The organism is Mycobacterium paragordonae, assembly GCF_003614435.1.
GTDB lineage: Bacteria > Actinomycetota > Actinomycetes > Mycobacteriales > Mycobacteriaceae > Mycobacterium > Mycobacterium paragordonae.
On sequence record NZ_CP025546.1, the window covers coordinates 293,843 to 320,352 of the forward strand.

The window sequence follows — 26,510 nt, forward strand, 5'->3', positions numbered from 1 at the left end:
AAATGATGACCGGATATGTCTTGGACTGCGATGATGTCCGGGATTTACGGTTGCCCCAGCAGAGTTAAGGAGGCAACACCATGACCGCAGTGATCGCCGCGGAACGCGATCTTGTCGAGCATTACTTCGACCAACCGTGGAGTGACGGACTTCCCGTCGTCCCGCCCACCCCGGCCCGGGTGGCCGCGGTGCTGGACGTGCTGGGGGGAGAGGCCGACGACTTCGTCGCCCGGATCCCGCCGCGATGGGGCAGCCTGACCAATGAACTGCTGGCCGTCAACATGGTGATGGCCGGCTGCAAACCCGAGTACGCGCCAGTGGTGCGCGCGGCGGTGCTCGCCATGGCCGACCCGCGATTCAATCTCAACGGCATTCAGGCCACCACGCATGTGGTCGCTCCGTTGATCGTCGTCAACGGCCCCATCGCACGGCAGATCGGAATGAATTGCGGCGGGAACGTTTTCGGCTCGGGCAACCGAGCCAATGCGACCATCGGCCGCGCGGTGCGGCTGATCCTGCTCAGCGTCGGCGGCGGCATCCCCGGCGAACTCGACAAGAGCACGCTGGGTCACCCCGGCAAGTACACCTTCTGCATTGCCGAGAACGAGGAGGCCAGCCCGTGGGCGCCCTATCACGTCGAGCACGGCTACGCCCCCGGCGACAGCACCGTACTGGTGATCGGCGCCGAAGCCCCGCACAGCGTGACCAATCACATCTCCGATGACCCACAGGGGGATCCTGGATTCGATCGCCTCGGCGATGAGCACTATTGCGCACAACAACGCCGTGCTCGGCGGTTCCTGCACCGTGGTCATCGGAGTCGAGCATGCCCGCACCATCGCCTCGTTCGGCTGGTCACGCGACGACGTACGGCGCTACCTGTGGCTCAACGGCACCAACTCCTGGGACGAGGTCAGCTACGGCGACCGTTACGCACCTCCGGGCGCACGGACCTACAACCGCAATCTGCCCAAGTGGTATCCCCGGGAGGCGGGCCGGCAGGTCCCGATCGTCTTCACCCCGGACGACATCCACCTGCTCGTCGCCGGCGGGTCCGCCGGCCGGTTCTCCGCGTTCCTGCCGGGGTGGAGCACCGCGACGACGCCGGTGTTGCGAGCGGTTGACGACACCGCCGCCGCCCTGACCGGCGACGCCCGCGAATTGGACTGCTCCGACGGCGCCTGTCGGCTGTAGAGAATCTAGGAAGGAAAATTCAGTGACTTATTTCGAGACTGATTTCGTCTATGACCCCTGTGGTGTGGTCGAGGTGACGGCCGTGCCGACGGCGCCCCGCCCGAGCCGCACCGAGGGTCTCCGCTTGGCCGTGCTGAGCAACACCAAATGGAATGCGGCCAAGTTGCTTCGCGCAACCGTCCGCGAGTTGGCCTCAGGCGGAATGATTTTCGCGAGCGTCACCTACTACGACAAGCACCACTTCTCCTCTGACGCCAGTCCCGAACTGATCGCCCAGATCGCCGCCGAGAGCGACGTCGCCCTCACCGCGATCGGTGACTGCGGCTCCTGCTGCTCGGCGTGCGTCAACGACGCGGTGCGGCTGGAGCAGGCGGGGATCCCGACCGTCGCCATCGTGACAACGGAATTCGAACTCGAGGCCCGTCTGCAGCGTGAGGCGCGGGGCATGGCGGGGCTGGAACCCGCCGTAGCCACACATCCGATCAGCAGCCTGACGCTCGAACAGCTCGACGGCCGGGCCGCCGAGATCGCCCCGCAGGCGCGGCGTATCTGGTTCGGCCCGGCGATGGCCGACGCAGTCGCATGACCGGGAATGCGTCGCTGTCGTCGATAGTGGTCGCGGACTTCTCCCGGGTACTCGCCGGACCCTTCTGCACGATGACCCTCGGTGACCTCGGTGCCGAGATCGTGAAGGTGGAGCGACCCGGCGGCGACGACACCCGGGCGTGGGGACCGCCGTTCGTCGACGGCCAGAGCACCTACTACCTCGGCGTCAACCGCAACAAGCGCAGCATCGTGCTCGACCTCGATGACGCCGACGACCTCAGGCTCGCAACGGAACTCGCGCAAAGCGCCGATGTGGTGGTGGAGAACTTCCGGCCGGGCACCATGGCGCGGTTCGGCCTCGACGAACCAACCTTGCGGCGCAGGAACCCAGGCCTGGTGTACTGCAGCATCTCGGCGTTCGGGACCGGCGCGGGGCGGCAACTGGCGGGCTACGACCTGCTCCTGCAGGCGGTCGGCGGCCTGATGAGCATCACCGGACCCGACGACGACCATCCGACCAAGGTCGGGGTGGCGCTGGTGGATGTGCTGGCGGGGCTGTTCGCCACGGTCGGCATCCTGGCGGCGCTGCGCGAGCGCGACCGCAGCGGACTCGGACAGCACGTCGAGGTCAACCTGATGTCGTCCCTGCTGGCCGCGCTTGCCAACCAATCGGCCAGTTATGTTCTGGCCGGGGAGATTCCGCGCGCGATGGGTAACGGACACGCCAGCATCGCCCCGTACGACAGTTACGCGACCGGCGACGGGACCATCGTGCTGGCGGTGGGCAACGACAAGCAGTTCCGTGCACTGTGTGGCGCCCTAGGCATTCCCGAGCTGGCGTGCGATCCGCGCTTCCGCAGCAACGAACGACGCGTGGGCAACCGGGCGTCGTTGCGCGAGCACCTGGAAGGTGCCTTGGCGTCCGGATCGGCGGCCTACTGGACGAGAACGCTTCCGGCGCTGGGCATTCCCGCTGGGGCGGTGAACAACATCGGTCAGGCTTTCACGCTCGCCGATGAGTTGGGGTTGCAGCCGATCCGCCACACCGACGACGGTGTCAGTCTGGGCCGGCAGGTCGCCAGCCCGATCAGCTTGTCCGCGACGCCGGTGACCTACCGCACCAGAGCACCGAGGCTGGGCGAGCACAGCGCTGAGATCCGCGGGTCACTTCACCGTGGCGATGGTCCGGCGCGCCAGTTCGGTGGCGATGTCGCACGGGTTGGGGAACGGTTTTCGGACGAATTGTATTGACCACTCGAAGAAGTCGTCCTGGTACTGGATGGAGACATCGCAGAGCCGGGTACCGAGCCGGTCGGTGGCGACCGCGATGTACCCGCCGTGGCCGTCGATGTTGATGTCGTTGACGGTGGTCCGGCTCAGATCCTCGTTCTTTCGTTCCCGCCCGATGGGGCTGCCGCGAAACCAGCTGAACGAGAACCACGGTCCGGAGATGCTGCCGTTCACCAGCCACTGACATCCGACCGCGTTGCGTGCCGTGACCACCAGTCCCGCAACGCCGGTCAGCTGTGCGAGGGTCTGGTCACTGACGCCCCCGCACTCGGGGAAGAACGGGCCGTGGGTGGCCTGCTTCGAGGACGGCGCGGCGGACGAGGAGGGGTGCTGGCCGGCCCCGCCTGAACCGCCCGCGCACGCGGCCACCAGCGGCAGCATCGCCACCAGGGCGGGCACCAGCAGGCGCTTGTGAAACGCGCTCATCCGTCGAACACCTTGTTCATCCGCTTCTTGAAGGAATCGTCGAACAGGCGGTAGGTGCTGCGCAATGCGTTGCCCGGCCAGTGATCTTCCACCAGCTCGGCGGGCAGCAGCGGATCGAGCTGAAGGTGGCGGACCACTGCGATCGACAGCGCGAACTCGTAGGCGAAGTTCTCGGCCGAATTGTCTCGGGAGTCGCCGGACAGGGCGACCTCCATGGCGCCGATGAGTGCCCTGGCATCGTCCGCCCAGCCGTCGAGGGCGAACAACGAGCGCATCTTGTCAGCCGTGATGTCGGTGGCCGCGCCGTGAAAATGCGTGCATTGCCGGTCCAGGACCGCGCGCGACGCGGAAAGACGTTGCGGGTCAAGGTTGTCCGGACGGATCCAGACGCCCTCGCGGAAATCGGCCAGATGCAGTGCCGTCGCGGCCTTGCGCAGTTCCAGTCGATCCGCCGCGGTGCGGCGCTCCACTGAGACGATCGCCAGTTCCCAGGTGCCGTCCCAGTCAGTGACATCGTCGATCCGATAAGCCTCATCGACGCGCTGGCGCCGCTCGGCCAACCGGCCGGCCAGTGCGTAACTGCCGTCGTCCCCACTGAGTTCGCCGTTGGAGACCATCCGCCACAGGCAGGTGCGGGCGGCGCCGTCACTGATGCCGAACAGGGACGCGAACGCGACGAGGTTCGACACCGGCAGCCGGGCCTCATCGGAACCCAGCAATGCCGATGCCAGCACCGAGCGTGCGCTGAGCGGCCGGTCGCCGATCAGTTCGCGCACCCGAGATTCGGACACGGCGGGCATTGGTACATCTTCCCCGATCAGACCCGGTATCACTAAATCATTGACGTGTGACATGGAAACTGTGATACTAACGGGCGTGGCCTCCCCGACGAAGCCGTTGATCGCCGACGATATCGAGATCGTCCGGCGGATACTGGCCCATATCGACGCGGGCACCACCGACGAAGGCCCCTCGTGGCGCGAGCCGGTGGAAAACTATTTGGACACAACCCGATTCGGGCGCGAAATGCGGTTGCTGCGGGCCATGCCGAGCGTTTTCCTGCCGTCGGCGGCCATCCCCGATCCGGGTGACCACGCCGAGCGAGCGGCGTTCGGGGTGCCGTTGTTCGCGGTGCGCGGGCGCGATCGGCGTGCGCGGGTGTTCCGCAATGCGTGCCGGCATCGAGGGTTTGCTCTCGTCGAGGGCGCCGGATGCGCGCATGCCCTGGTGTGCCGCTACCACGGCTGGACGTACCGGCTGGACGGGTCGCTCGCCCACGTACCGCACCAGGAGGCGTTTCCCGATCTCGACGTGCCGGCCCGGGGCTTGGTCGAGGTGAACAGCCACGAAGTGGACGGGTTGATCGTCATCGAGGCGCTGGATTCCGCTCTTGAACCGCGTGACGACGCGCTGGCGTGGTTGACCGACGGGACGCCGCGGCGTGACAAGCTGCTGCCGGCACAACGACTGGTGTATGTCGACAGCACGGTGCGCCGAATGAACTGGAAGGTCCTCGTCGAGCAGTTCCTGGAGGGCTACCACATCCGGTCGACCCACAAGGACACCTTCTTCCCGCTGCAGTACGACGACCTCAACGTGGTCGAGATGTTCGGCCCGAATTGCCGTCTGACGTTCCCCTACCGCAACATTGAGCGGTTGCGCGACCGTCCGGAAAGCACCTGGACGACGGACGCCCGGGTGACGTACCTGTATCAGCTCTTTCCGAACGTGATGCTGGCGACGTTCCCGGACCTGATGCTGATGATCGTGGTCGACCCGGTCGATGTCGAACGCAGCACCGTCACCATTTATTCGATGGCCCGCCCCGAGCTGGCCGAGCGCGCGAATAGTGCTGACGGACAGTACAACCCGGCCGCCGTGGGCACGTTGATCGCGCGCGGCTCGGTGGAGGACAATGAGATGTCCGAGGGTGTCCAGCGCGGATTGAGCTCAGGCGCAAATGCTTTCGTCGAATTCGGCCGGCACGAAAGTGCGGCCGGCCATTTCCACGCCGTACTCGACGAGCGCCTGGCCCGGTACGCCGGCGACGGGAGCGCGCGGGATCTCAGCGGGATATTGAGTTCGTGACGAACTCGTTGATGGCCGTCACCGCTGAAGTCGCTCCGTCGCGCCGACGGATCTCCTCACCGAGGCGGCCGGCAGCCCGACCATAACGCGGGTCGGTGAGCACTGCGCTTACTGCCGCGCGGATGCGTTGGGCATTAGACCTTTTAGGCAGCAGAATTCCGGCGCCTGCCTGTTGCAGCGCCGCGCCCACACGCTTCTGGTCGACCAGGGCACTGGCGGGGAGGACCACCATGGGCACACCGAAAGACAACGCCCGCATGGCGGTGCTGTGCCCGCCATGTCCCACCACCACGGACGCTGTTTGCAGCACTTGGTCATGGTCAAGCCAGGTGTGTACCTCCACGTTGGCCGGGATGCGCAGTGCCGATGAGTCGATGGCGGGTCCCACCGTGAGCGTCGCCTGCACCGCAAGGGACCCAACGGCATCAAGGATTTTCTGCATCATGCGGCGTTGACCGGCGTAAGCACAGGTACTGAGGCTGATCAATACCCGGGGAACGGGCTGCCGCGTCGACGCTGCAGGCATTCCTTGCCAGACCACACCAAGGTGGCGCACCGGCGGTGCGCCCCGAACTGGATCGAGATCCTCTCGGGCGGCGACGAGTTGGAGAGCGCCATTGCGTTCTGCTCCCAGAGGGGGTATGCCGCGCAACCGTAACAACCAACCGATCGGTCCGGCGGCCACGTCCTGGACCGATCGGTAGAAGCAATGCACGAAGACCACGGTCGCAATGCCTGCGGCCGCAACTTCCTGGATCGCGCCGACCATCAGCATGTCGACGATTACGACGTCGGATCCGTGTCGACGCGCAGCCTCGACGGCTTCGGTGCCGATTCGGCGATCGGTGATGACCCCGAACATTCCCCCCATCACACCCTTGATCGGGTGACGTCGGGTTGGATCGAAATCCGTTCCAAGCGTTATAGTTTCGAAGGGAAAACCAGCATCCTGTACCCGCCTGCCGACACCCCGATGGCCAAGGAACCGGACATCTGCGCCGTCGTCACTCAAGGCACGAGCGACCCCCAACTGTGGGGGAATGTTGCCGCCTCCGTCGGCCACAACGAACAGGACTTTCACGGCACGGCCCGTTCGCGGGCATCCAGCATGGCGTCCGTCATGAACCGGATCCGTCGATGCACATCGTCGAAGGTCAGACCTCGATCGCGCCGCAGCAGCTTCCAGCAGTACACGTCGGTGGCCACCACCAGCGCGTCGATGAGGCTGTCTCGCGCACCGGCATGGACCGGCAATCGAGCCGCGAACGTCTGTGCCACCCAGCTGCGATGCAAGCTCCGGCCGTCTGCGCACATGAGTTGTGCCCGCGGATCGCTGTGCTCCTCGGCGAGTAACCCAAGGATCATGTCGCCACGGAGCTCGTAGTGCGCGATGAGCGCGACCAACGCCTGGGCCGGGTCATCCGGCGGCGCGCTCCGCTCGGCCAGGGCGTCCTCTCGCATGCGAGCCCAAGCAGCCTCGATGAGGTTCTCGCGATTCCCGAAGTGCCGCAGAACGGTTTTGACAGTAACGCCGCTGCGCTCGGCGACCACGCCCAGCGTGATATCGAGCGTGCATTGCGCCATGACGGCGGCCATGGTGGCCTCGACGATCGCATCGCGGGTCGCCTGCACTGCATCGGCGCGGGCGTACATCTGGTAGCGCCGCTTTTTGGTGTCCATGGCAACAGACATCAAAACACCGATTTGATGTCCTGCGCAATAGACACTGAATTATCGGCTGGTCGCGAAGACTGCGGTCGGTCCGCCGAGTGGACCCCGCTACGGCGTCTTGAGGAAGATGTCGTTGAAGGTGACGGTGCGCAGATTGCGGGCGCGGATGATGTCCACCAGCTGCGGATAGACGTGGGTGACGGGCAGATGGTTGAGGTGCCCGATCACGATGGACTGCGGCGTGAAGTACTGGTCGGCCATCTTCACGATGTATTCCTCGGTGATCAACGTCGAATCTGACAGCGATCCCGACCAGAGGACCGGCACGCTGTATCCGAGGTCGGCGGCCACAGCGTCGACGGCCGCGTTGTGCTTTGCATACGGTGGACGCCAATACGGTTTGGCGCCAACGCCGTACGTCTTCTTCAGGAATTCGTCGTTGCGCATGAGTTGCTTGGCGATATCGCCCTTCGACAGGGTTGTCAGGTCGGGATGCGACCAGGTGTGGTTGCCGAGCTCGATCTGTCCGGATTCCACCAACGGCCGAAGCAGCGCCAGGTTGTCGGTCCAGGAGTCGTAGGTTCCGTTGACGAAGTACGTCAACCGGATACCCGTGTCCTTCGCGAACTGCGTGTAGGCGCGCACCACCTCGCTGTTGGTCCCGTCGTCGACGGTCAGCGCCAGCAGGTCACCACTGCCGGGCAGCTGGCTCAGCACGCCGCCGCCGGGCAGTCGCACGCGTGCGCTCGGCGGTGGCGGCGGCAACAGGCCCGCGACGGTCGGGCCGGCGGGCGGTCCGTCCGCGGCGGCGACAGCGGGCGTCTGGGCGAAGGTGCGTGGTTGAGGGTCGACCATGCATCGGGCCAGGCCCACGCCGGCGACGGTGGAAACGGCGAGGGACCCAAGGAAACGGCGGCGGCTCAGCTCTGACATTCTGCTATCGGTCTCCGGGTGCGCCGGAACCCGCGCACGCCCTCATCCGGGCTGCTCAACGGGTTCACCAGCAACGACACCACAGCAGCGAACCGTACCATGACCAGCGCGGATATACCCCGCGCAGCGCCGTGGCAGCGCCTAACTGTTGTGTCGATCACAAATCAGCAGTAGCCGATCCCGATATCGACCGACAGCTGGGTGCCGGTCACGAATCGGGACTGATCCGAAGCCAGCCACGCCACCGCGTCCGAGATGTCCTCGGGCTGGGCGATGCCTTCGGGCAGTAACGGCCGGTGCAGGTCACGCAGGTTCGGGTTGGTGCCGGCGGCCGATTCCATGGCTTCGCGCATCCGGCCGGTCCCCATCGGGGTGGCGACCGCTCCCGGGTTGAGGCTGTTGACCCGGATGTTGTGCCGGCCCAGCTCGGCGGCGAACCCGCGTGCCATACCGACGACGGCGTGCTTGCTGGCGGTGTAGTGAATCATGAACGACTGCATCCTGATGCCGGCGGCGGACCCGATCAGGATGATGGACCCCCCGCGGCCGCCGTCGATGATGTGGTGAGCGCCCGCCATCACGGTGTTCCAGGTACCGATGACGTTGGTGTCGATGGTGTCGCGGAATGCCTGGGCGGTGATCTGATCCCAGGCCGCGGGATTGCAGATGCCCGCGTTGGCGACGATCACGTCGAGCCGGCCGAGTTCGCCGACGCCCCGGTCGACGGCGTCTTTGAGTGAGTCCAGGTCGCGCACGTCGACCGCGGCCGTGATGGCCCGCCGGCCGTTGGCCTGGACCTGCCGGGCGGTCTCGGCGAGGTCATCGGGCGTCGGCGAGTCGTAGGGAACGCTGGACGGCAGCGGTCCGGCGAGGTCGAGCGCGATGATGTCGGCGCCGTCAGCGCTGAGCCGCACCGCGTGTGCCCGGCCCTGCCCCCGCGCCGCGCCGGTGATCACCGCGACGCGTCCGTTGAGTGGCCTGTTCATAGCTCTCCTTGCGTCGTGGAACTGTGCTTTCCCCGACGATAGGGTGGCAGGATGACCGTCATCGTTGTCGACAGGGGACCCCGAAGGGTCAGTCGCAGGGTCGAGGTTGCCGCCCCGGCGGCGGAATTGTTCGCGATGGCCGCCGATCCGCGGCGGCACAGTGAACTGGACGGGTCGGGCACGGTGCAGGCCAACGTCAAAGCCCCGGACCAGCTCGCCGAAGGCGCGAAGTTCTCCACGAAGATGAAAATGTTCGGCCTGCCCTACCGCATCACCAGCACGGTGACCGCCTTCAAACCCGATGAGCTGATCGAGTGGCGGCACCCGCTCGGCCACCGGTGGCGGTGGGAATTCGAGGCGCTCTCACCCACCTCCACGCGCGTCACCGAGACCTTCGACTATCACGATGCCGGGGCGCTCAAGAAGAAGCTGAAGTACTACGAGCGGATGGGTTTTGCGAAGCAGAACGCATCCGGCATCGAGGCGACGCTGGCCAAGCTGCGCGACCGCTACGCTTCAGCCTGACCAGCCGTAACTAGGCCGCGGGGTCGGCGGCGTCCCACGGCACCACGCCGGAAACCCAGTGCGAGAGCTGTTCGCCCTCGTCGTTGCGGTGCAGATGCCGCGGCGGGGTGGCGAACGTCGAGTAGGGGCGGCAACGGATTACCACGCGATTCTCCCGGTCGCACATCGCCTCGATCGACGGGCGCGCCTCGGCGCCCAGTGGCTGGCCAGACATCCGCCCGGCCACCGCCATCATCACGTCGACCGCCAGGTCGCGGTCCTCGTCCAGCGTTGCGTCCGTGTAGACCTGCAGGTAGGTGAACGGCCAGCGCTCGTCCAGCACGCACAGGCTGATCTTGTTGTCGCGCTCGATGATTCGGGCCTTGCCGCGGCCGGCCATCGTGGAAACCAGCAACTCGCCGTCGTCGGTGGGGATGTAGTACACGATCGACATCGCCGGGCCGTCGTTGCGGCGGCGGTAGCCGAAGACCGCGGTGCGGTGGGTGCGGACGAATTCGCGTCGCTCCGACGGGAGCATGTCGCGATCGGTGGAAGCCGTGAACGGCTCGGCTGCGAGGGGGAGAAGCATGCTGAAACGTCCTTCACGGCAGGGGCATTGACCCGTCGACTATTAATGGATACAGTGTGTCCATTAATAATGATGATGTCAACCCCCCGGTAGGCAGGTCGCGCGGGCGCCCGGCGCTACCGCTGGACCGCATCCTTGGTGCGGCGCTCGAGCTCGTCGACGAGGAAGGTGCCGAGGCGCTGTCCATGCGATCCCTGGCGCAGCGTCTGGGCTCGGGCACCGCGACGCTCTACCGGCACTTCGCAAACCGGGCCGAACTGGTGGCCATGGTGGTTGACCGGATGCTCGGCGAGGTCGTTATTGCTGACGACCCGTCGCTGCCATGGGACGAGGCCTGCATCTCGTTCGCGCACAGCATGTTCGGGGCTCTCGGGCGGCACGGCAATGCCGCGCCGCTGCTGATCGGACATATTCCGATGGGGCCGAACGCGATGGCGCAACGGGAGTTCGTGCTGGGCGTGTTACTGCGTAACGGATTCTCCGCGGAATCTGCCGCGCGTACCTACGCCACCTTGTCGCGCTTCATTTTGGGCTTTGCCATGCAGGTTTCGGCGTCGGCGGTGACGGAACAGAGCGATGCGGCGGCGGCCGCGGCATTCGGCCGGCTCGACTCCGGCAGTTACCCGGCGACCGCCGAGGTCGCCGGGCACTTGCCGGTGCCGTTGGCTGACGAGTTCGATTTCGGGCTTCGACTCATCGTCGACGGGCTGGCCCGCCGCGCTTGACCCGTCAGTTGCCGAAGCCGGACGGGACCGGCGCCGGAGCACCGCCGCCCAGGCGAGCGGCCGCGAACGCCGCGCCCTGCTCGATCGACGCCCCGTCGTCGGCGTAGGAGTTGTGGGCGGCGAAGTTCAGCCCCTGCGAGCACACCGGGTCTTCCGGCGCGCAGATCTTGAGGGTCTTGGCCTGATAGAGCGGACCGATCGCCACCTGAGGCTGGCCGAGGAACTCCATCGCCCGCGTGTTCGGCGTTCCGAACAGGACGACGGACGAGACATGGTCGGCCACAGCGGGATCCAGCGGCTTGGGCACGGTCGCGGGGTCGACGCCGTCGGGCACCCTGGCGGAGGTGACGAAGCCCATCACGGCCGCGCCCTGCGAGAAGCCGGAGAGCACCATCTTCGTCTTGGGGCAGGCCGCCGCCATCGAGTTGACGTGAGCGCCGGCGTCCCTGATTCCGTCGACACCGGTGGCCCACTCCTCGCTGGCGGGGTAGTTGACCGAATACACACCCATCGACTGCGTGCCGATCTTTGGCCGCAGGGCGTCGACGAAGGCTTGTCCGGTGGCACCGAGACCTTCCTCTCCGGTACCCCGGGCGTACACCACCTCGACGTCGGGGCAGGGCTCGGCGGACGCGGCGGGGGCAGGGGAAGCGAGGATCGAGGCACTGAAACCCGCAGCCACGGCTGCGGCGGAAACGAGGAAGCGCGTGATCATGCCGCTTATTTTGCCCGCCTATGCGATATCCAAACCACTGCAAACGTATTATCGCTGTGAATTTTCACAGGCGGAGTTCATGCAAGTTTTGCGTGGTGTATGGCCAAACCCGGCTTCACACGTGCGGGAGAACCTCGTCGACCAACCGGTGCAAGCTGGCCCAGCCGTCGTCGATCGGAAGACCGCCGATCAACGGGTTCATCACGATGTCTTTCCGGCCGCCGCGGATCTGGGCGAGCAGCTCACCCGGAGTGAGGATCTCGACGTTGTCGAGCCGGCGCAGGTCCTCGACCGAAGCCGCGGGCTTCTCGTTGGGCCGGGGTACTCCGTCGCGCCTCCAGCCGGAGTACTCGGCGGCCTCGTTCATGATGAATCCGCCGTACCGGGACCACGCCTCGTCCGGATCGGGATGCAACAGGGTGACGGTGCTGCCGTTTTCCGGGTAGTAGGCAAATCCGGTTTTGCCGTGCTTACGTAACTCGTCGGTGTAGACGGCAACCAGGTCGGGCATGGCCATCGGCGGTGAGAACGGCAACCCGAAACGTGCCGCGCGCCGAGCCGCCGCGACGGTCATCCCGCCGACGAAGAAGAAAGGGTGCGGCCGAGTGTGCGGCTTGGGCGTGACGTTGATGACGGCGCCGTCGTACTCGAAGGCTTCATCGCCCCAGGCTTGCAGCAGCACCGAAAGGCAGTGGTCCATCAAGGCGCCGCGCCGGGACCAATCCTTCCCGGCGGCATGGTATTCCGCAGGGCGATAACCCATTCCGGCCACAAAGCTGAACCGGCCCTGAGCCAGATTGTCCAGCACGGCGATGTCTTCGGCGAGCCTGACCGGATCGTAGAGCGGCACGATCAACGCATTGATGCTGATGCGCACGCGGCTCGTGCGTCCCGCCAGCGCGGCGGCCACCAGCAACGGCGAAGGCAGCCAACCCGTGGCGGCCAGGTGATGCTCCTCGCCGCTGATCGCCGTGAACCCGTTCTTGTCGGCGAACTCCGCCATCTCCAGCGCAGCCCGATAGCGGTCGCCGTGTCGCCCGGCAGGATCGGCGACGTTGGTCATGTTCAGGCGCAGCGCGGTGAGCAGTTCCCCCATCACCGCCCGGCTTTCGGGCGGGTGAACAAGGTCCCTCTGACCATCCGCTTCGCGACGCTGAGCGTTGCGTCATAGACCTCCGGGGAGTCCAGCGCCGCCGGTTCCGTCAGGCCGCGCGTCAGAGCGCAGATGGCGTCGATGGCCGCGGTGGTATCCGTGGCAGGGGATAACGCGCCCTGGCTGTGCGCATTTTCTACGATCTCGGTCACGACGTCGCGCAGCGCCTTGGAGCCGGGATACTGCGGCGCGCTCAGCCTCGACTGGGTGACACCGCCCGAGCGCACGGCCCGCAGGAAGGCGGCCAGGTGCGGGAAGTCGCGCATCAGCCGCTTCGACTCATCCAGCACCGCATCAAGCTGATCGGCGACGTTGTCCGAGCTTGCGACGGCGCCACGCAGTCGGGGCAGGACGATGTTCTCAATTTCCTGACCGGTCGCCCGCAGCAGCTCGGACTTGTTCGAGAAGTAGTGGTAGAGACTTCCGCTGGTCATGTCGGCGGCCCGGGCGATCTCGCGGATCGTCGTCTGGGAGTAGCCGACCTCTGCCACACACCGCATCGCCGCGGTGATGATCCGGCGCCGGGTCTGCTCTCCATCCGCGCCCACCGGGCGGCCAAGCGGAGTTCCCGACAGGGACGAATCGGCCGACGAATCGGACACGGAAGAGCTGACAGTCACGCCGCATTGCCCCCGTCAAGAAATCGCCTACTCACCGCGCCCGCCCGGTCGCGAGAACTAATTGATCGGTCGAATATATTCGACCACGTCGACACCGGTCCCGCCTTACCAGGTGGACGGCTCCACAAGTAAGGACACAACTCACCATGGCCCGAACCCAGCTGGGCCGCCCCGTCGGGGCAAGTGGCGAGGAGACTCGCCGGCGGATCATCGGCGCGACGATGCGCTGCGTCGCGCAAGTGGGATACCAACGAGCCACGATCCGTGAGATCGCCCGGTTGGCCGACGTCACGAGCGCGAGCCTCTACAACTACTTCCCGAACAAAGCGGAATTGCTCAAGGCGACGATCGCGGACCGAGCCGAGACCGCGATCCCGAGGTTGCGCAAGGCGGCCGACGGCCCGGGGCACGCCGTCGATCGCATCGAGGCCGTGCTCGACGAATGCGGTGCGTTGATGCGTGAGTATCCGGACCTGGCGGCCTTCGAGTGGGCGATCCGGGCCGAGCACCTCGTCCGGGACGGCGGGGAAGCCCGGTTCGAGGCGTTCCGCGAGATCATCGAAGGCCTGGTGGGGCAAGCCCAGCAAAACGGCGAGCTGGGCGATCATGCTGACCCACACGCCACCCGAGAAGCGATCTATGCGCTCATCTACGGGCTGACCGAGCTGGCCGCGACCCTGCCGCCGGACGAGTACCACGCGGCGCTGGACGCCGCCAAAGTAATGGTCAGAGGCGAGCTCTTCGCTTCGGGAAGCTAGCATCTCCTTGATGCGATCAAGCGATCGATTATCGGGACGGGCTCACGGAGAGTGGGGTCGAGGGTTTGACCGGAACTGTTGGACGCACGTTCGACGTGGAAGCGTTGCGCCAGAAGTATGCGCAGGAGCGCAGCCGGCGGTTGCGCCCCGACGGGATCGCTCAGTATGTGGAGATCGCCGGCGAGTTCGCCCGGTTCGCCGCTGACCCGTGGGCGGACGGGAACTTCACCCGCGAGCCGGTCACCGATGAGGTGGACGTAGCCATCGTCGGCGCCGGATTCGGCGGATTGCTGACCGGTGTGCGGCTGCGTCAACTCGGGGTCGAGAGCATCCGGCTGATCGACCGTGCGGCTGACGTCGGCGGCACCTGGTACTGGAACCGCTATCCGGGAATCGCCTGCGACGTCGAGTCCTACGTCTACATCCCCCTGCTGGAAGAGTTGGGCTACATTCCCCAGCAGAAGTATGCGAGGGGCGCGGAGATCTTCGAGCACTGCCGGCGCATCGCCGAACACTACGACCTCTACCGGGATGCCTGCCTGCAGACCGACGTGCATGAAATCCGCTGGGACGAAGCCGCTTCCCGCTGGATCATCAAGACGAACCATGGTGACGAGATGCGGGCGAAGTTCGTCTCGATGGCCAACGGATATCAGGCCAAGCCGAAATTGCCCGGCATTGCGGGCATCAATGACTTCCGCGGTCATACGTTTCACACCAGCCGGTGGGACTACGCGTACACCGGCGCTCAACTGGAGAATCTTTCGGACAAGCGCGTCGGCATCATCGGCACCGGGGCCACCGCCGTGCAGTGTGTGCCTCACCTCGGCGCGGCGGCGCAGCGACTCTACGTGTTCCAGCGCACCCCGTCGTCGGTGGACGTCCGCGCCAACGGACCAACGGATCCGTTGTGGGCCAACACGTTACAGCCGGGCTGGCAGCGCGAACGGATCGAGAACTTCCAGATCCTGACCTCCGGCGGGCAGGCGGACAAGGACCTGGTCGCCGACGCCTGGACGAGCATCACCCGCAAGCTGCCGGTGATGCGCCACGACACCGATGCGACCGTCAGCCCCGAGCAACGCGGCCGGGATATCGAGGTCGCCGACTTCGCCAAGATGGAGGAGATCCGGGCGCGTGTCGATGAAATCGTCGTCGATCCCGCGACGGCCCAGGCTCTCAAGCCGTGGTACGGCTACTTCTGTAAGCGGCCATGCTTCCATGACGACTATCTGCAAACCTTCAACCGCGAGAACGTGACTCTGGTGGACACTCGTGGGCGGGGCGTCGAGCAGATCACCGAGGCGGGTGTGGTGGTGGACGGGGTCACCTACGAGCTTGACTGCCTGATCTTCGCAACGGGTTTCGAAGTCGGCACCGATTACTGCAGGCGCACCGGATTCGAACTGATCGGCCGCGACGGTGTGACATTGACCGAGCGATGGAACGACGGGGTGCGCACCTTTCAGGGGCTGTGCGCCAACGGCTTTCCCAACTGCTTTATCGAAAGCATCGCCCAGGCAGGGCTTACGGTGAATTTCCCATATCTGCTGGACGTCCAGGCCACGCACGCCGCATGGATCATCGCCTGGGCGCTGGAACACGGCGTTCGCGAAGTCGAGGCGTCGGCGGCGGCCGAGGCCGCCTGGGTGGAGACGGTGGTGCAGCGGTCGGCGGCCACGGCCGAGCGGGCCAAGACCTGCACGCCCGGCTACTACAACCGAGAAGGCAAGGCGGACGCGAAGACCCGCCAGGGCAGCTTCTTCTTCGGTGGCCCTACCGAATACGCCGACCTGCTGGCGGCATGGCGGGCCGGCGGGGACCTGGCCGGATTCGACATTCGCCCCAGCCGGGACCTTCCGTGAGATATGTCCTCGGCCGGATCAGGGCGGCCGGCCGCCGCCGGCCCTCCCCGAAGGTGGCGATCATCGGAGCCGGGTTCGGTGGCCTGGGCGCCGCCGTTGCGCTGCGCCGCGCCGGTATCGACGACCTGGTGATCATCGAAGCCGCCGACGGGGTCGGCGGGACCTGGCGGCGCAACACCTATCCCGGCGCGGCGTGTGACATCCAGAGCCACCTCTATTCATTCTCGTTCGCGCCCAACAAGTCCTGGACACGTACCTACGCACGGCAGCCCGAGATACTGGCCTATCTCGAGTCGGTGGTGGACGATTTCGACCTGGGTCGCCACCTCATGCTCGACACCATGGTGCGGTCGGCCCGCTGGGACGATGATGCCGGGCGGTGGAACCTGCAGCTAGATCGGCACGGGCGTGTTCGGGATCTCGTGGTTGACGTAGTGGTTTGTGCCGCTGGGCTTTTCGGATCGCTACGACTTCCCGATATCGCAGGCTTGCCCGAATTCAGCGGCACCGTGATGCATACGGCGCAGTGGAATCACGACGTTGACCTGACAGGCAAACGGCTGGCGGTGATCGGCACCGGGGCCAGCGGCGTCCAGGTCATCCCCGAGCTCGCTAAGGTGGCCGGGCACCTCACTGTCTTCCAGCGGACACCGCCCTGGATGGTGCCCAAGGAGGACCGGCCCTACAGCGCAACGGAATTGGCGCAGTTCCGGCGTAACCCGCTGGCTGCGCGCCGGAAGCGTTGGCAGATCTGGAAATTCCAGCACGACAACACCGCGACCATGGCCGATGACCCTATCGTTGCCGCGCGATCGCAGTTCGCGACATCCTTCCTGGAACGTACCGTGCCCGACGAGCGGCTGCGCCGCGACCTGACGCCGGACTATCCGTTCCGCTGCAAGCGTGTTTTGCTCGGTGACGATTTCTACCGGGCGCTGCAGCGGGACAACGTCACACTCGTGACCGATCCCGTCGAGCGGATGACGAAGACTTCGGTCGTCACCGCCACGGGCGCCACGTTCGATGTCGATGCCGTGGTGCTGGCCACCGGATTCGAGACGTCGCACTACCTGTCCGGCATCGAGGTGGTGGGCGCCCAGGGACAGAACCTGCACGAGCGGTGGGGTGCAGACCCGACCGCCTACCTGGGCGTAGCGGTGTCAGGGTTCCCGAACTTCTTCATGCTCTACGGGCCCAACACCAACCAGGGCGGCAATTCCATCGTCTACATCTTGGAAGCGGGCGCCCGGCTGGTAGCCAGCGCGGTGTCCCGGATCGCCCGTCGTGGCGGACACCTCGACGTGCGCCCCGAGGCGGAACAGCGCTACAACGACCGGCTGTCGGCGGACTTGGAACGCTCCATCTGGACGCGGTGCGACAGCTATTTCCGCTCGCCCACTGGCCGCGTCGTAACGCAGTGGCCGTACACCGAGTTGGAGTACGCACGGCGTACCTGGCGCGTCCGGCCCGGCGACTGGACGCACGACAGGGTCGCTCCGCCGAAAATTGCCGCAAGACGCTTGCTGAATCGGCCCTAAACTATCAACTGATTGATTATTTGCCGAAAACGCTGCCTGATGCCGCGAACCGTGCATACGATCAATTGATTGATTATATAGCTGGCTGGAAGGTCTCAGATGTCATACCTGGCGGCAGTGCCGGAATTGTTGTCCTCAGCGGCGACGGAGTTGGCAGGCATCGGCTCGACGCTGACCGCCGCCAACGCCGCGGCGGCGCTTCCGACGAGCACGATCCTGGCCGCGGCCGAAGACGAGGTGTCGGCGGCCATTGCCGCGTTGTTTGCCGGTCACGCCCGTGAGTACCAGGCCCTGAACAGTCAGGTCGAGACTTTTCAGCAGCAGTTTGTCCGGCTCCTGACGTCCGGTGCGGCCTCTTACGCCGCGGCTGAGGTGGCCAACGCCAACCCGCTCGACCAGGCGCTCAACCTGATCAACACGCCTTCCCGGACGCTCACCGGCCGTCCGCTGATCGGCAACGGCGCCGACGGACTGGCCGGCACGGGTCAGGACGGTGGCGCCGGCGGACTGCTGTACGGCAACGGCGGCAAGGGCGGGTCAGGGGCGAGCGGTCAGGCCGGTGGCAACGGCGGCAGCGCCGGACTGATCGGCAATGGCGGTGCGGGGGGCCAGGGTGGTGCCGGAATCGATGCCACCAGGCCGGCGCCCGCGGGCGGCCGGGGCGGCAACGGCGGGTTGCTGGCCGGTAACGGCGGTGCCGGTGGCGTGGGCGGCGCGGGCGCGATCGGTGGTGTCGGCGGTGCCGGGGGACACGCCGGACTGATGGGCGACGGCGGCAACGGCGGCACTGGCGGATCCGGTCAGACACCGGGTGCGGGCGGCGCCGGTGGTTCCGGCGGGCAACTCGCCGGCCACGACGGAGCGGAGGGCGCGACGGGCACGAAGCTCAGCGCCCCGAGCAACCCCGGTACTCCGACCGATCCGGGGACGCCGACGGACCCGGGTACTCCGACCAACCCGGGTACCCCCACGGACCCGGGTAACCCCACGGACCCGGGCAACCCGTCCAACCCATCTGGCCAGAACGCGGTGGATGCGGCCCGCGACGGCAAGATCAGCTCGTCCAACGGAGGGACCATCACCGACGGCAACCTCAAGGAGATCTCGGGCGTCGACGCCGGTATCAACAATCCCAATGTCTACTGGGTGCACAACGATTCCGGAGACACCGCCCGCATCTTCGCCGTGGACGCCAAGACCGGTCAGACCTTGGCGACCTACAAGCTCAGTGGCGCAACGGCCAGCGACTGGGAGGACATCGAGGTCGCCAAGGGCCCGGACGGCAAGTCCTACATCTACGTCGGGGACATCGGGGACAACGGCCTGTCGCGCAGTAACGTCACGGTCTACCGGGTGCCGGAGCCGATCGTCACCGGCACCGCCGCCAATCCGACCAACGGCTCGCTGTCCGGCGTTGAACAGCTTCGACTGCAGTATCCGGGCGGCGAGAAGATCAACTCCGAGGCGCTGGCGGTCGACCCGAACACACACAACCTCATGGTCATCGAGAAGACCAGCGGCAATGTCTCCCGAGTGTTCTCCACTCCGGACAGCGGATGGACCAGCGCCGGCAGCAGCAGCACGCCGACGCAGTGGAATCAAGTTGCCACCCTTGACATGTCACACTCCGGGTCGAAACTGATCACCAGCGCCGACTTCTCACCGGACGGCTCGCAGCTCGCGGTACGCACGTACCGCGATGTCCTGCTCTGGGATCGCGCCCCGGGCACCAGTGCCTGGTCGCCGTTCAGCCAGCAGCCGGTCGACGGGCCGGTTGTCAGCGAAACGCAAGGTGAAGCGATCGCCTTCCACCCCGATGGACAGGGCTACGTGACGGTCAGTGAGGGCACCGGCCAGACGTTGCACGAGTACAACATCCGCTGATCGTTCGGTGTGAGCAGGCGTGCTGAACGCTTCACCGCTCACCAGACGAAGGGCTGAGGACAAAGGGCAGCCGGCGGCGCCGCCTTTATCTTCTGCCTGATTCTCACCGCTGCCGTGGACCGGCCGGATCGTTAGCATCGACGAATTGCCCGTCGACCGTACGAGTGGGGATCGCTGTGAGTGGCCGTCTGCGTTGGCTTGGCCGAGTGCCCTGGCTCAACGTGCTCGGTATTGCCGCAATCGTTTTCGCGGCGACCGCGATCGTGGTGAAGAACCTGCCCGAGGACCGGTCGAACCAGATCCTCAACGTCTCCTACGACCCGACCCGTGAGTTGTACGCGGCGATCGACCACGCTTTCACCGCCCAGTACGGAAACAGATTGGCAGTCAAGCAGTCTCACGGCGGGTCGGGCCGGCAGGCGCGCAGCGTGGTGGACGGGTCGCAGCGGGCCGACGTGGTGTCGCTGGCGCTGATCAGCGACATCGACACGCTGGCGAAACGCCTACTCCTGCCGACCGATTGGCGCCAACGGTTGCCCAACAACTCGGTCCCTTACACCTCGACGATCGTGTTCCTGGTCCGCAAGGGCAACCCCAAAGGCATCCGCGACTGGCCCGACTTGGTGAACCGCGATGTCGCCATCGTTTCGCCCAACCCGCGCACGTCGGGCAACGGTCAACTCAGCGTGCTGGCCGCCTGGGGTTCGGTCACCACCCGCGGCGGCAGCCCAGAACAGGCGAGCAGCTATGTGCGGGCACTGCTTCAGCATGTGGCGGTCGCTGATGCCGGAGCGCGGGGGGCCGGGGTTAGCTTCGCCGTCCAGCGGGTCGGCGACGTGCAACTCACATGGGAGAACGAGGCACTGCGCGAGGTCGCTGCCAACAAGGACGAACTCGAGATCGTCTACCCGCCGGTCAGCATCCTGGCCGAACCCGCGGTGGCGTGGGTCGACGCAAACCTCACCGATCCAAATGTGGCGACGTATGCGAAGGACTACCTGCGCTATCTGTTCACCGACGCCGCACAGGAAGTGATCGCTCAGTACGGCTACCGGCCGTTCCGGCCCGAGGTTGCCGCGCGGCATGCCGACCGACTCCCGCCGTTGGCGCTGTTCCCGGTCAGCGCCGTCGCCCGCGATTGGACCGACGCCCGCGAGAAGTTCTTCGGCGACAACGGAATTCTGGACAACCTGACGGCGCCACCGGTCGCCGCGGCGCCGGCGACATAGAGGCAGGCGCGTGGGTCAACTATTTCAGTACGGCTGGATCAAAGGTCGCGCCGATCTCATCGCCGGACTCACCGTCGCGGCAATCTCGTTTCCGCAAGCGATCGCCTACGCGCTGATCGCCGGCGTGGACCCGAAGTTCGGCGTCTACTCGGCCATCGTGGTGACGACGATCGCGTCGATCTTCGGGTCTTCCTCGCATCTGATCAACGGGCCGACGAGCGCCATTTCACTGCTGGTCTTCACCGCCCTGGCATTCATCGACCCGGAGAACATCGGGCAGCTCTATCAGGCGCTGTTCCTGCTCGGGGTGTTGGTGGGGGCGTTCCAGATCGTCATCGCGGTCTTCCGGCTGGGCAACCTGACCCGTTATATCTCGGAATCGGTCATCATCGGGTTCATGGCGGCCGCAGCCTTCCTTTTGGCGATCGGGCAGCTTGGTAATGCGTTAGGGGTCAAGGACAAAGGCAACGGCCATATGCAGGTGCTGCGGCGCGTCTGGCTGACGCTGTTCCACGGTGACGCGATCAATTACCGCGCGGTGATCATCAGCGCCGCCGCCGTGGTGCTCGCCGTTGTGTTCCGGAAAGCCGTGCAGCGCTTCGGGTTGCCGCAGATCGACATGCTAGCCGTGCTGATCGTCACGGCCCTGATCGCGTACCTGGCCGGCTGGTCGGTGCCCGGCGTCGGAGGCCGCACCGCGGTGTCGGTCGCGGCCAAGGTGCCGCGCAGTCTGCCGACCCCGCACATCCCGGACGTCAACACGGCGTGGTTGCCGGAACTGTCGACGGGAGCGTTGGCCATTGCGTTCGTCGGCATTATCGAAGCCCTGTCGATCGCCAAAGCCATTGCGCACCAGACCCAGCAGAAGCTCGACTACAACCGGCAGATCATGGCCGAGGGGCTGGCCAACCTCGGTGGCGGATTCTTCCAGAGTCTGCCTGGATCGGGGTCGTTGTCGCGATCGGCGATCAACTTTCAGTCCGGCGCCAAGACGCGATTCTCCGGGATCGTCTCGGCCGCAACGGTTGCCGTGGCGCTACTGCTGTTCGCGCCATTGCTGCGCTACGTGCCGCAGCCTGCGCTGGCTGGCCTGCTGCTGGTGATCGCGGCACGACTCGTCGACTTCAAGCGACTGATCTACACGCTGAAGGCGTCACGGTATGACGCGGGACTGGTGATCGTCACGGCCCTGACGGGGATCGCCATCGACCTGGACAAGGCCGTGCTGCTGGGCGTGATTCTGTCGATCCTGCTGTTCGTCCCGCGCGCGGCCAAACTCAAGGCGACCGAACTCGTCGTCACCCCCGAACGTGTGGTTCGCGAACGTGTCCGGGGTGACCTACCGGATGCCAGCACGGTCATCTACGACTTGGAAGGCGAGCTGTTCTTCGGGGCGGCACCTGAATTGGACCGACACCTCGCGGACCTGACTGACCGGATCGGGGCGGAGGATCAGGGCAAGATCGTGATCCTGCGGCTTAAACGGGTGCGGCACCCGGATGTGGTGTGCATCGAGCGCATCGAGCACTTCCTGCGCGAACTCACCGACCGCGGCGTCACTGTTCTACTGGCCGGACTGCGCCCCGACGCCGCCGCGATCCTGAAGAATGTCGGCTTCCAGAGTTGGTTCCCCGCCGAGCACGTCTTTCCCGAGGAGGACCGGGAGTTCTCGGCGACCCTCAAAGCTGTGCGCTATGCCCATGCCAAGGCGGCAGACCGGCCCGCGACGCAGGCTGATCTCTACTACCTGGTCTGAGAACTCACGGCGTGCCCGCTTTCAGGGCGGCGACGACACCGCCGTCCACCAGCAGGTCGGTGCCGGTGATGAACGAGGCATCGCTGCCGAGCAGAAACGCGGCCGCCGCGGCGATGTCGTCGGGGGTGCCGATGCGGCCGGTGCCGGACATCGCGATCATCGCCCGCATCCCGTCGCCGACGGGTGAGGCGAGTTCCTGCTGGCCCATCGGCGTGGAGATGATGCCCGGGCTGATCGAGTTGATCCGGGCACCGCGGGCGCCCCACTGCGCGCTCGCGGCGCGAACACGAATCAGGTTGGCCTGCTTGGCGATCGGGTAGGCAAAGTTCGGTTCGCTGACGGTGTTGACGAAATCCAGTGCGAGCAGTTCCTCGGGTGGATTGTGCGCCAGTGCCTTTTCCTGTTCGGCGGACAAGGGCGGGAACAAGTGCCCCGCCATGCTGGCGATGACGACGCCCGCGCCGCCGGGGGCGATCACTTCGCCGAATTCTCGCAATACCAGTGCGACGCCGACCAGGTCGACGGCGAGGATCGCCTCCGCCGGGGCTTGGGCGGGGGAGAGTCCGGCGGTGTGGGCCAGTTGGGTCATGCTTCCCAGCGAGCCGGCGAAACCGGCCAGCGCGTGCACCGACTCGGGTGAGGAGACGTCGACCGTCTGACGCTCGACGTCGTAGCCGTCCGCGGACAGGGATTCCGCCACCGAGGTCAGCACCTGCTCGTTGTTGTCGGCCAGCAGCACCGTCTTCGACGAACCCAGCCGCCGGGCGATCGCCTGTCCCATACCGCCGACACCGATCACCGTCAGCACTTCGCGGTACACCGTCATTCCATCTCCTCTGCCCAGGCGATATGTCCTTCGAAGCCATAAGAATTCGCCATCTGACGGTAGCGGTCTCGATATGCTCGGTACGCTGCGCCCTCGCCGAGCGCGTTCGCCAGCAACGCCCGCATGCGCAACAACCAGATTCGGTTGATGACGAATCCCGGCTCGGTCGGTACCGCCGCCAGACGCTCGATGGCCGCCTGCGCCTCCTGGATGTCGGAGGGCATTCCTCTGCCCAACAGAGCCTCCACGAGGGCCGCGACCGCAGCGGCGCGAGTGAGCACTGCACCCGAGGCGTGTTCCGACTCTACGGCGTTGCGAGAACATTCGATTGCATTGTCGAGATCACCGACGCGGATCTTCTGATGGGCATTGTGGGTGTCGATGAACCCGATGATCGCCATCGTAAAGCGCTCTCGCACTGCTGCTTCGCGGGCCGCTGCAAGCAATGCGATGCCCTCGCCGCGGTCTTGATCGCCTTGCATCAACAGTGTCAGGCCGCGCAGGTATCGAGCACAGGCAAGGGTGAAATCGTCACCGGATCGCTCCGCCATCTCCAAGATCACAGTTGTCTCATGCAGGTCTTCGATGTTTGGCCGCCACGTTTCGTTCACTGCGAGTGAGTATTTGAAAACCAGCACCACAGCGCGCAAGGTCACGTCGAATGCCCGGACCATCTCCGCAGACCGATCCACATCGGCCCGCCATCCTGGATCGCCGAGGCAACATCGCGCACACCCTCGCAACATCATGGCGCCGGCCAGCGGGGAACTGAGGATCAGATTGCCCATCGTCGCGTCACCGTCCGCCAAGTCAATTGCACGCTGCGACAGGCGCAATGACTCAGCCGCATCATCACACTGAAGCTTGGCGACGGAGGCTGCATAGAGGAGTGCAACGGTCAGGGCCGGATCTCCAATCGCCTCCAGTAGATCGACGAGTTCGGATGCCCAGTGCGATGCCTCCTGATATCGGGCGTGAACGGTCAAAGCCGACACCCAACCCGCCGTTCCCATGGCTAGAGAAACTTTGTCGTCAGCAGCGCCGGCCAGGGCGCACAATTCTTCGAAGCCGGTGTCCTCCATGCTGCCACCGGCGATCCATGCGCTGATGCACAGGAGGGTGCGTGGAGCGATACGCATCGATAGGCGTTGCTCATCCGTGTCCGGCAACCGGTCGGCAACGTCGCGCGCGTGCCGCCAACTGGCTCGCGCCGCGCTGAGATCGCGGTGAGTCAGCCAGGTCCCGGCGCGCATGTGCCAGCCGAACGCAGGGTGGAGATCCCCTGCTGCTGTGAGATGTTCGGCGATCAGCGGGGCGTTCTCGTCGGGTGCGCCGAGGCGCTCGATTGTGGCTGCCAATTTCCGATGCTGTTCGGCGCGGTCGGCCCGCAGTTGTGACTCGTAGGCGACCGCACGAATCAGCGGATGCCGGAACGCATATTCCGCTCGCGGAGCGAAACTCACCTGATCGATCAACTCAGCCATGACCAACTCGGGCACCACCGGTTCGATCCCCAGCGCGGTCACCAACTCGGTGGTGAAACGCGAACCGATGACTGCCGCGGCGCTCAGTGTGCGTTTGGCCGACGAGCTCAGACGGTCGACGCGCGCCGCGATCACCGCCTGCAGTGTCGCCGGCACACTGATGTCCGCAATCTCAGCGGCGAGTCGATACCCTCCCTGCGTGCCGCGGATCTTCCCGCGTTCAGCCAGGTCGCGCACGAGCTCTTCGGCGAAGAACGGGTTACCCGAGGCGCGTTCGGCTATGACCTCGATCAGCGGCTGTACGGAGGAGTCCGTCCCCAGCAGCCCGCCGATCAACGATGCGGTTTGTACGGCGCTGAGCGGCCGCAACGCAATCGTCTGCATGCCTGCGACTTTGGTGAGCGCGCCGTGGTATTCGGGACGATAGGTGATCAGGACGATCGACGGGGTCTGCGGGATTACCGCCAGGAAGTCAACCAGCATCGACTCGCTGACCTCGTCGATCCAGTGGACGTCTTCGATCACGTACAAGACCGGCTCGTCGCGGGCCAGCGACGCCGCATTGACCAGTGCCGTCAGGCGCCGCCGGCGGGCGTCGGCCTCGATGGGCGGCAGGGCGACGTCGGGGTCCGCTATTCCGAGTAGATCGTCAAGCAGCACAAGGTCTTCGGGATCGGCGCCGCCGATGAGGGTGCGAATCCGGGCACGGGCCGCGGCGTCGTCGAGGTCGTCGACCGCCAGCCCGGCCCGCAACAGGCGACTGACGGCATGGAATGGCAGGTCGCTGGTATGGGATTCGCAGCTGGTGGTGAAGACGGCCACGCCGCGGCCGCCCGCGTACGCCGCGGTTTCACGCACAATGCGGCTCTTGCCGATTCCCGCGGGGCCCAGCACACCGATCACACAACCGGCTCCGGCGATAGCCTCTTCGAGAATTCCGTTGAGAGTGTTGAGTTCCCAGGTGCGCCCGACCAGCTGCGGGTCACTGCGTCGGTGATGATCGTGTGTTGTTGCGAGCAGTCGCCGTGCGGGCACCGGGTCGGTTGCGCCTTTGATGCGCACCAGTTCCTGCTCGCCCAGCACGGTCGCGTCTTCGACCAGTCGAGCGGTCGATTCGCTCAGGATGACACCACCGGGCGGAGCCACCGACTCCATCCGCTGTGCCATGCCGACCTGCTCGCCGATCGCGGTGTAACCCAAAGCGCCGGAACCGACTTCACCGGCGATCACCTGTCCGGAATTCAGCCCGACCCGTAGCTCCAGCCGAACGCCGTCCCGCTCGGCCACCTGCGGTGCCAGCCGCCGGGCCTCGTCCTGAATTCCCAACGCCGCCAGGCAAGCCCGAAAAGCATGATCCTCCAACGCCACCGGAGCACCGAAAACCGCCATGATGCCGTCACCGGTGAACTTGTCCACCGTGCCGGCAAACCGCCGCACTACCGCCGCCGCGGCCGTCACGACTTCGGTCATGATCTCCCGCAACCGCTCCGGGCCGACAGCGGCGGCGATATCCATCGAATGCACGACATCGGCGAACAACACCGTCACGTGCTTGAACTCCGCGGGCGACGCGGGCACTGCCGGCGATGTAATCGCAGTTCCGCATTCGTCGCAGAACTTCGCCGCAGCGCGCAATCCGGTACCACACGTCACGCACGCGTTCGCCGCGTTCGTCATGCCTGCACCCCGATCCCGTTCTGACGCCAATCGAAGAATAAGACTCCGGCGGT

At 65.9% G+C, this 26,510-nt stretch carries 25 protein-coding genes; 12 read left to right on the plus strand and 13 right to left on the minus strand.

Going from position 1 to position 26,510, the window contains the following annotated elements; genetic code table 11:
- Positions 1-44: 44 nt before the first annotated feature.
- Positions 45-767, minus strand: a complete 723-nt coding sequence (locus C0J29_RS33265) for a hypothetical protein (RefSeq protein WP_197748238.1) — start codon at positions 765-767, stop codon at positions 45-47.
- On the opposite strand from C0J29_RS33265, the gene C0J29_RS33270 reads away from it, so the two are divergent.
- The 3 genes from C0J29_RS33270 to C0J29_RS01390 are packed head-to-tail and all read left to right on the plus strand — an operon-like array spanning position 760 to position 2,991.
- A complete protein-coding gene (locus tag C0J29_RS33270) occupies positions 760-1,194 on the plus strand; it encodes a hypothetical protein (protein WP_197748239.1) in 435 nt (144 codons plus the stop codon). The two genes, C0J29_RS33265 and C0J29_RS33270, sit on opposite strands and share 8 nt — an antisense overlap.
- 22 nt (positions 1,195-1,216) lie before the next feature.
- Positions 1,217-1,780: a UGSC family (seleno)protein gene (locus C0J29_RS01385; RefSeq protein WP_162951370.1), complete on the plus strand. Its 564-nt coding sequence runs from the start codon at positions 1,217-1,219 to the stop codon at positions 1,778-1,780.
- Positions 1,777-2,991 carry a CaiB/BaiF CoA transferase family protein gene (locus C0J29_RS01390; RefSeq protein WP_120791308.1) on the plus strand — a complete coding sequence of 405 codons (1,215 nt, stop codon included), beginning with the start codon at positions 1,777-1,779 and terminating at the stop codon, positions 2,989-2,991. The genes C0J29_RS01385 and C0J29_RS01390 overlap by 4 nt, the downstream gene beginning before the upstream one ends.
- Here the strand turns inward: C0J29_RS01390 and C0J29_RS01395 are convergent.
- Positions 2,905-3,456, minus strand: coding sequence for a DUF3558 domain-containing protein (locus C0J29_RS01395; protein ID WP_120791309.1), 552 nt, complete (start codon positions 3,454-3,456; stop codon positions 2,905-2,907). The two genes, C0J29_RS01390 and C0J29_RS01395, sit on opposite strands and share 87 nt — an antisense overlap.
- On the minus strand, positions 3,453-4,256 hold the full coding sequence (locus C0J29_RS01400; RefSeq protein ID WP_120791310.1) for a PaaX family transcriptional regulator C-terminal domain-containing protein: 804 nt from the start codon (positions 4,254-4,256) through the stop codon (positions 3,453-3,455). Before C0J29_RS01400 ends, C0J29_RS01395 begins: the two co-directional genes overlap by 4 nt.
- A gap of 61 nt (positions 4,257-4,317) precedes the next feature.
- Between C0J29_RS01400 and C0J29_RS01405 the strand changes: the two genes are divergently transcribed.
- On the plus strand, positions 4,318-5,544 hold the full coding sequence (locus C0J29_RS01405) for an aromatic ring-hydroxylating oxygenase subunit alpha (RefSeq protein ID WP_120794474.1): 1,227 nt from the start codon (positions 4,318-4,320) through the stop codon (positions 5,542-5,544).
- Here C0J29_RS01405 and C0J29_RS01410 read toward each other — a convergent pair.
- From C0J29_RS01410 to C0J29_RS01425, 4 genes are all read right to left on the minus strand, one after another.
- On the minus strand, positions 5,522-6,556 hold the full coding sequence (locus C0J29_RS01410; RefSeq protein ID WP_242460597.1) for a nucleotide disphospho-sugar-binding domain-containing protein: 1,035 nt from the start codon (positions 6,554-6,556) through the stop codon (positions 5,522-5,524). The two genes, C0J29_RS01405 and C0J29_RS01410, sit on opposite strands and share 23 nt — an antisense overlap.
- 65 nt (positions 6,557-6,621) lie before the next feature.
- Complete coding sequence (locus C0J29_RS01415) at positions 6,622-7,236, minus strand: TetR/AcrR family transcriptional regulator (RefSeq protein WP_120791312.1); 615 nt, start codon at positions 7,234-7,236, stop codon at positions 6,622-6,624.
- Between the two features lie 87 nt (positions 7,237-7,323).
- Positions 7,324-8,139, minus strand: a complete 816-nt coding sequence (locus tag C0J29_RS01420) for a polysaccharide deacetylase family protein (RefSeq protein WP_065161949.1) — start codon at positions 8,137-8,139, stop codon at positions 7,324-7,326.
- 173 nt (positions 8,140-8,312) lie between these two features.
- The gene (locus C0J29_RS01425; RefSeq protein ID WP_065161942.1) at positions 8,313-9,134 is read right to left on the minus strand and encodes a mycofactocin-coupled SDR family oxidoreductase; all 822 of its coding nucleotides are present in this window, start codon (positions 9,132-9,134) and stop codon (positions 8,313-8,315) included.
- A gap of 51 nt (positions 9,135-9,185) precedes the next feature.
- Between C0J29_RS01425 and C0J29_RS01430 the strand changes: the two genes are divergently transcribed.
- On the plus strand, positions 9,186-9,659 hold the full coding sequence (locus C0J29_RS01430) for an SRPBCC family protein (protein WP_065043344.1): 474 nt from the start codon (positions 9,186-9,188) through the stop codon (positions 9,657-9,659).
- 10 nt (positions 9,660-9,669) lie between these two features.
- On the opposite strand, the gene C0J29_RS01435 is transcribed toward C0J29_RS01430, so the two are convergent.
- The gene (locus C0J29_RS01435) at positions 9,670-10,227 is read right to left on the minus strand and encodes a pyridoxamine 5'-phosphate oxidase family protein (RefSeq protein ID WP_120791314.1); all 558 of its coding nucleotides are present in this window, start codon (positions 10,225-10,227) and stop codon (positions 9,670-9,672) included.
- 122 nt (positions 10,228-10,349) lie between these two features.
- Here C0J29_RS01435 and C0J29_RS01440 point away from each other — a divergent pair, with 122 nt between their 5' ends.
- Entirely contained in the window at positions 10,350-10,952 is a 603-nt protein-coding gene (locus C0J29_RS01440) for a TetR/AcrR family transcriptional regulator (protein ID WP_120794475.1), read from the plus strand.
- 4 nt (positions 10,953-10,956) lie between these two features.
- Here C0J29_RS01440 and C0J29_RS01445 read toward each other — a convergent pair whose 3' ends face one another.
- From C0J29_RS01445 to C0J29_RS01455, 3 genes are all read right to left on the minus strand, one after another.
- Positions 10,957-11,667, minus strand: a complete 711-nt coding sequence (locus tag C0J29_RS01445) for a cutinase family protein (RefSeq protein ID WP_065161944.1) — start codon at positions 11,665-11,667, stop codon at positions 10,957-10,959.
- Between the two features lie 115 nt (positions 11,668-11,782).
- Complete coding sequence (locus C0J29_RS01450; protein ID WP_242460598.1) at positions 11,783-12,763, minus strand: LLM class flavin-dependent oxidoreductase; 981 nt, start codon at positions 12,761-12,763, stop codon at positions 11,783-11,785.
- Positions 12,763-13,368, minus strand: coding sequence for a TetR/AcrR family transcriptional regulator (locus C0J29_RS01455; protein WP_277950732.1), 606 nt, complete (start codon positions 13,366-13,368; stop codon positions 12,763-12,765). Before C0J29_RS01455 ends, C0J29_RS01450 begins: the two co-directional genes overlap by 1 nt.
- A 218-nt stretch (positions 13,369-13,586) precedes the next feature.
- On the opposite strand from C0J29_RS01455, the gene C0J29_RS01460 reads away from it, so the two are divergent.
- The 6 genes from C0J29_RS01460 to C0J29_RS01485 all read left to right on the plus strand — a co-directional run bounded on the left by C0J29_RS01460 (position 13,587) and on the right by C0J29_RS01485 (position 22,470).
- Positions 13,587-14,198 (plus strand): TetR/AcrR family transcriptional regulator, encoded by a 612-nt coding sequence (locus C0J29_RS01460; protein WP_120791315.1) that lies wholly within the window; start codon positions 13,587-13,589, stop codon positions 14,196-14,198.
- Positions 14,199-14,263: 65 nt separating this feature from the next.
- A complete protein-coding gene (locus tag C0J29_RS01465; RefSeq protein WP_120791316.1) occupies positions 14,264-16,063 on the plus strand; it encodes a flavin-containing monooxygenase in 1,800 nt (599 codons plus the stop codon).
- 53 nt (positions 16,064-16,116) lie between these two features.
- Positions 16,117-17,601 carry a flavin-containing monooxygenase gene (locus C0J29_RS01470; RefSeq protein ID WP_242460689.1) on the plus strand — a complete coding sequence of 495 codons (1,485 nt, stop codon included), beginning with the start codon at positions 16,117-16,119 and terminating at the stop codon, positions 17,599-17,601.
- 99 nt (positions 17,602-17,700) lie between these two features.
- A complete protein-coding gene (locus tag C0J29_RS01475) occupies positions 17,701-19,485 on the plus strand; it encodes a PE domain-containing protein (RefSeq protein WP_120791318.1) in 1,785 nt (594 codons plus the stop codon).
- A 170-nt stretch (positions 19,486-19,655) separates the two neighbouring features.
- Positions 19,656-20,714 carry a sulfate ABC transporter substrate-binding protein gene (locus tag C0J29_RS01480; protein ID WP_242460690.1) on the plus strand — a complete coding sequence of 353 codons (1,059 nt, stop codon included), beginning with the start codon at positions 19,656-19,658 and terminating at the stop codon, positions 20,712-20,714.
- A gap of 10 nt (positions 20,715-20,724) precedes the next feature.
- The gene (locus tag C0J29_RS01485) at positions 20,725-22,470 is read left to right on the plus strand and encodes a SulP family inorganic anion transporter (protein ID WP_120791319.1); all 1,746 of its coding nucleotides are present in this window, start codon (positions 20,725-20,727) and stop codon (positions 22,468-22,470) included.
- Positions 22,471-22,474: 4 nt separating this feature from the next.
- Here C0J29_RS01485 and C0J29_RS01490 read toward each other — a convergent pair whose 3' ends face one another.
- Both C0J29_RS01490 and C0J29_RS01495 read right to left on the minus strand, forming a co-directional pair.
- A complete protein-coding gene (locus tag C0J29_RS01490; protein ID WP_371872477.1) occupies positions 22,475-23,296 on the minus strand; it encodes an SDR family oxidoreductase in 822 nt (273 codons plus the stop codon).
- Positions 23,293-26,457 (minus strand): ATP-binding protein, encoded by a 3,165-nt coding sequence (locus C0J29_RS01495; RefSeq protein ID WP_120791320.1) that lies wholly within the window; start codon positions 26,455-26,457, stop codon positions 23,293-23,295. The genes C0J29_RS01490 and C0J29_RS01495 overlap by 4 nt, the downstream gene beginning before the upstream one ends.
- Positions 26,458-26,510 lie beyond the last annotated feature (53 nt).

What these genes read in the sequence shown, in the direction of transcription:
- C0J29_RS33270 (WP_197748239.1), top strand. Translation starts at nt 760, where the DNA reads ATGAGCACTATTGCGCACAACAACGCCGTGCTCGGCGGTTCCTGCACC.
- C0J29_RS01430 (WP_065043344.1), top strand. Translation starts at nt 9,186, where the DNA reads ATGACCGTCATCGTTGTCGACAGGGGACCCCGAAGGGTCAGTCGCAGG.
- C0J29_RS01445 (WP_065161944.1), bottom strand. Translation starts at nt 11,667, where the DNA reads ATGATCACGCGCTTCCTCGTTTCCGCCGCAGCCGTGGCTGCGGGTTTC.
- C0J29_RS01495 (WP_120791320.1), bottom strand. Translation starts at nt 26,457, where the DNA reads ATGACGAACGCGGCGAACGCGTGCGTGACGTGTGGTACCGGATTGCGC.
- C0J29_RS01435 (WP_120791314.1), bottom strand. Translation starts at nt 10,227, where the DNA reads ATGCTTCTCCCCCTCGCAGCCGAGCCGTTCACGGCTTCCACCGATCGC.
- C0J29_RS01425 (WP_065161942.1), bottom strand. Translation starts at nt 9,134, where the DNA reads ATGAACAGGCCACTCAACGGACGCGTCGCGGTGATCACCGGCGCGGCG.
- C0J29_RS01400 (WP_120791310.1), bottom strand. Translation starts at nt 4,256, where the DNA reads ATGCCCGCCGTGTCCGAATCTCGGGTGCGCGAACTGATCGGCGACCGG.
- C0J29_RS01460 (WP_120791315.1), top strand. Translation starts at nt 13,587, where the DNA reads ATGGCCCGAACCCAGCTGGGCCGCCCCGTCGGGGCAAGTGGCGAGGAG.
- C0J29_RS01490 (WP_371872477.1), bottom strand. Translation starts at nt 23,296, where the DNA reads ATGACGGTGTACCGCGAAGTGCTGACGGTGATCGGTGTCGGCGGTATG.
- C0J29_RS01475 (WP_120791318.1), top strand. Translation starts at nt 17,701, where the DNA reads ATGTCATACCTGGCGGCAGTGCCGGAATTGTTGTCCTCAGCGGCGACG.
- C0J29_RS01390 (WP_120791308.1), top strand. Translation starts at nt 1,777, where the DNA reads ATGACCGGGAATGCGTCGCTGTCGTCGATAGTGGTCGCGGACTTCTCC.
- C0J29_RS01415 (WP_120791312.1), bottom strand. Translation starts at nt 7,236, where the DNA reads ATGTCTGTTGCCATGGACACCAAAAAGCGGCGCTACCAGATGTACGCC.
- C0J29_RS01395 (WP_120791309.1), bottom strand. Translation starts at nt 3,456, where the DNA reads ATGAGCGCGTTTCACAAGCGCCTGCTGGTGCCCGCCCTGGTGGCGATG.
- C0J29_RS01450 (WP_242460598.1), bottom strand. Translation starts at nt 12,763, where the DNA reads ATGGGGGAACTGCTCACCGCGCTGCGCCTGAACATGACCAACGTCGCC.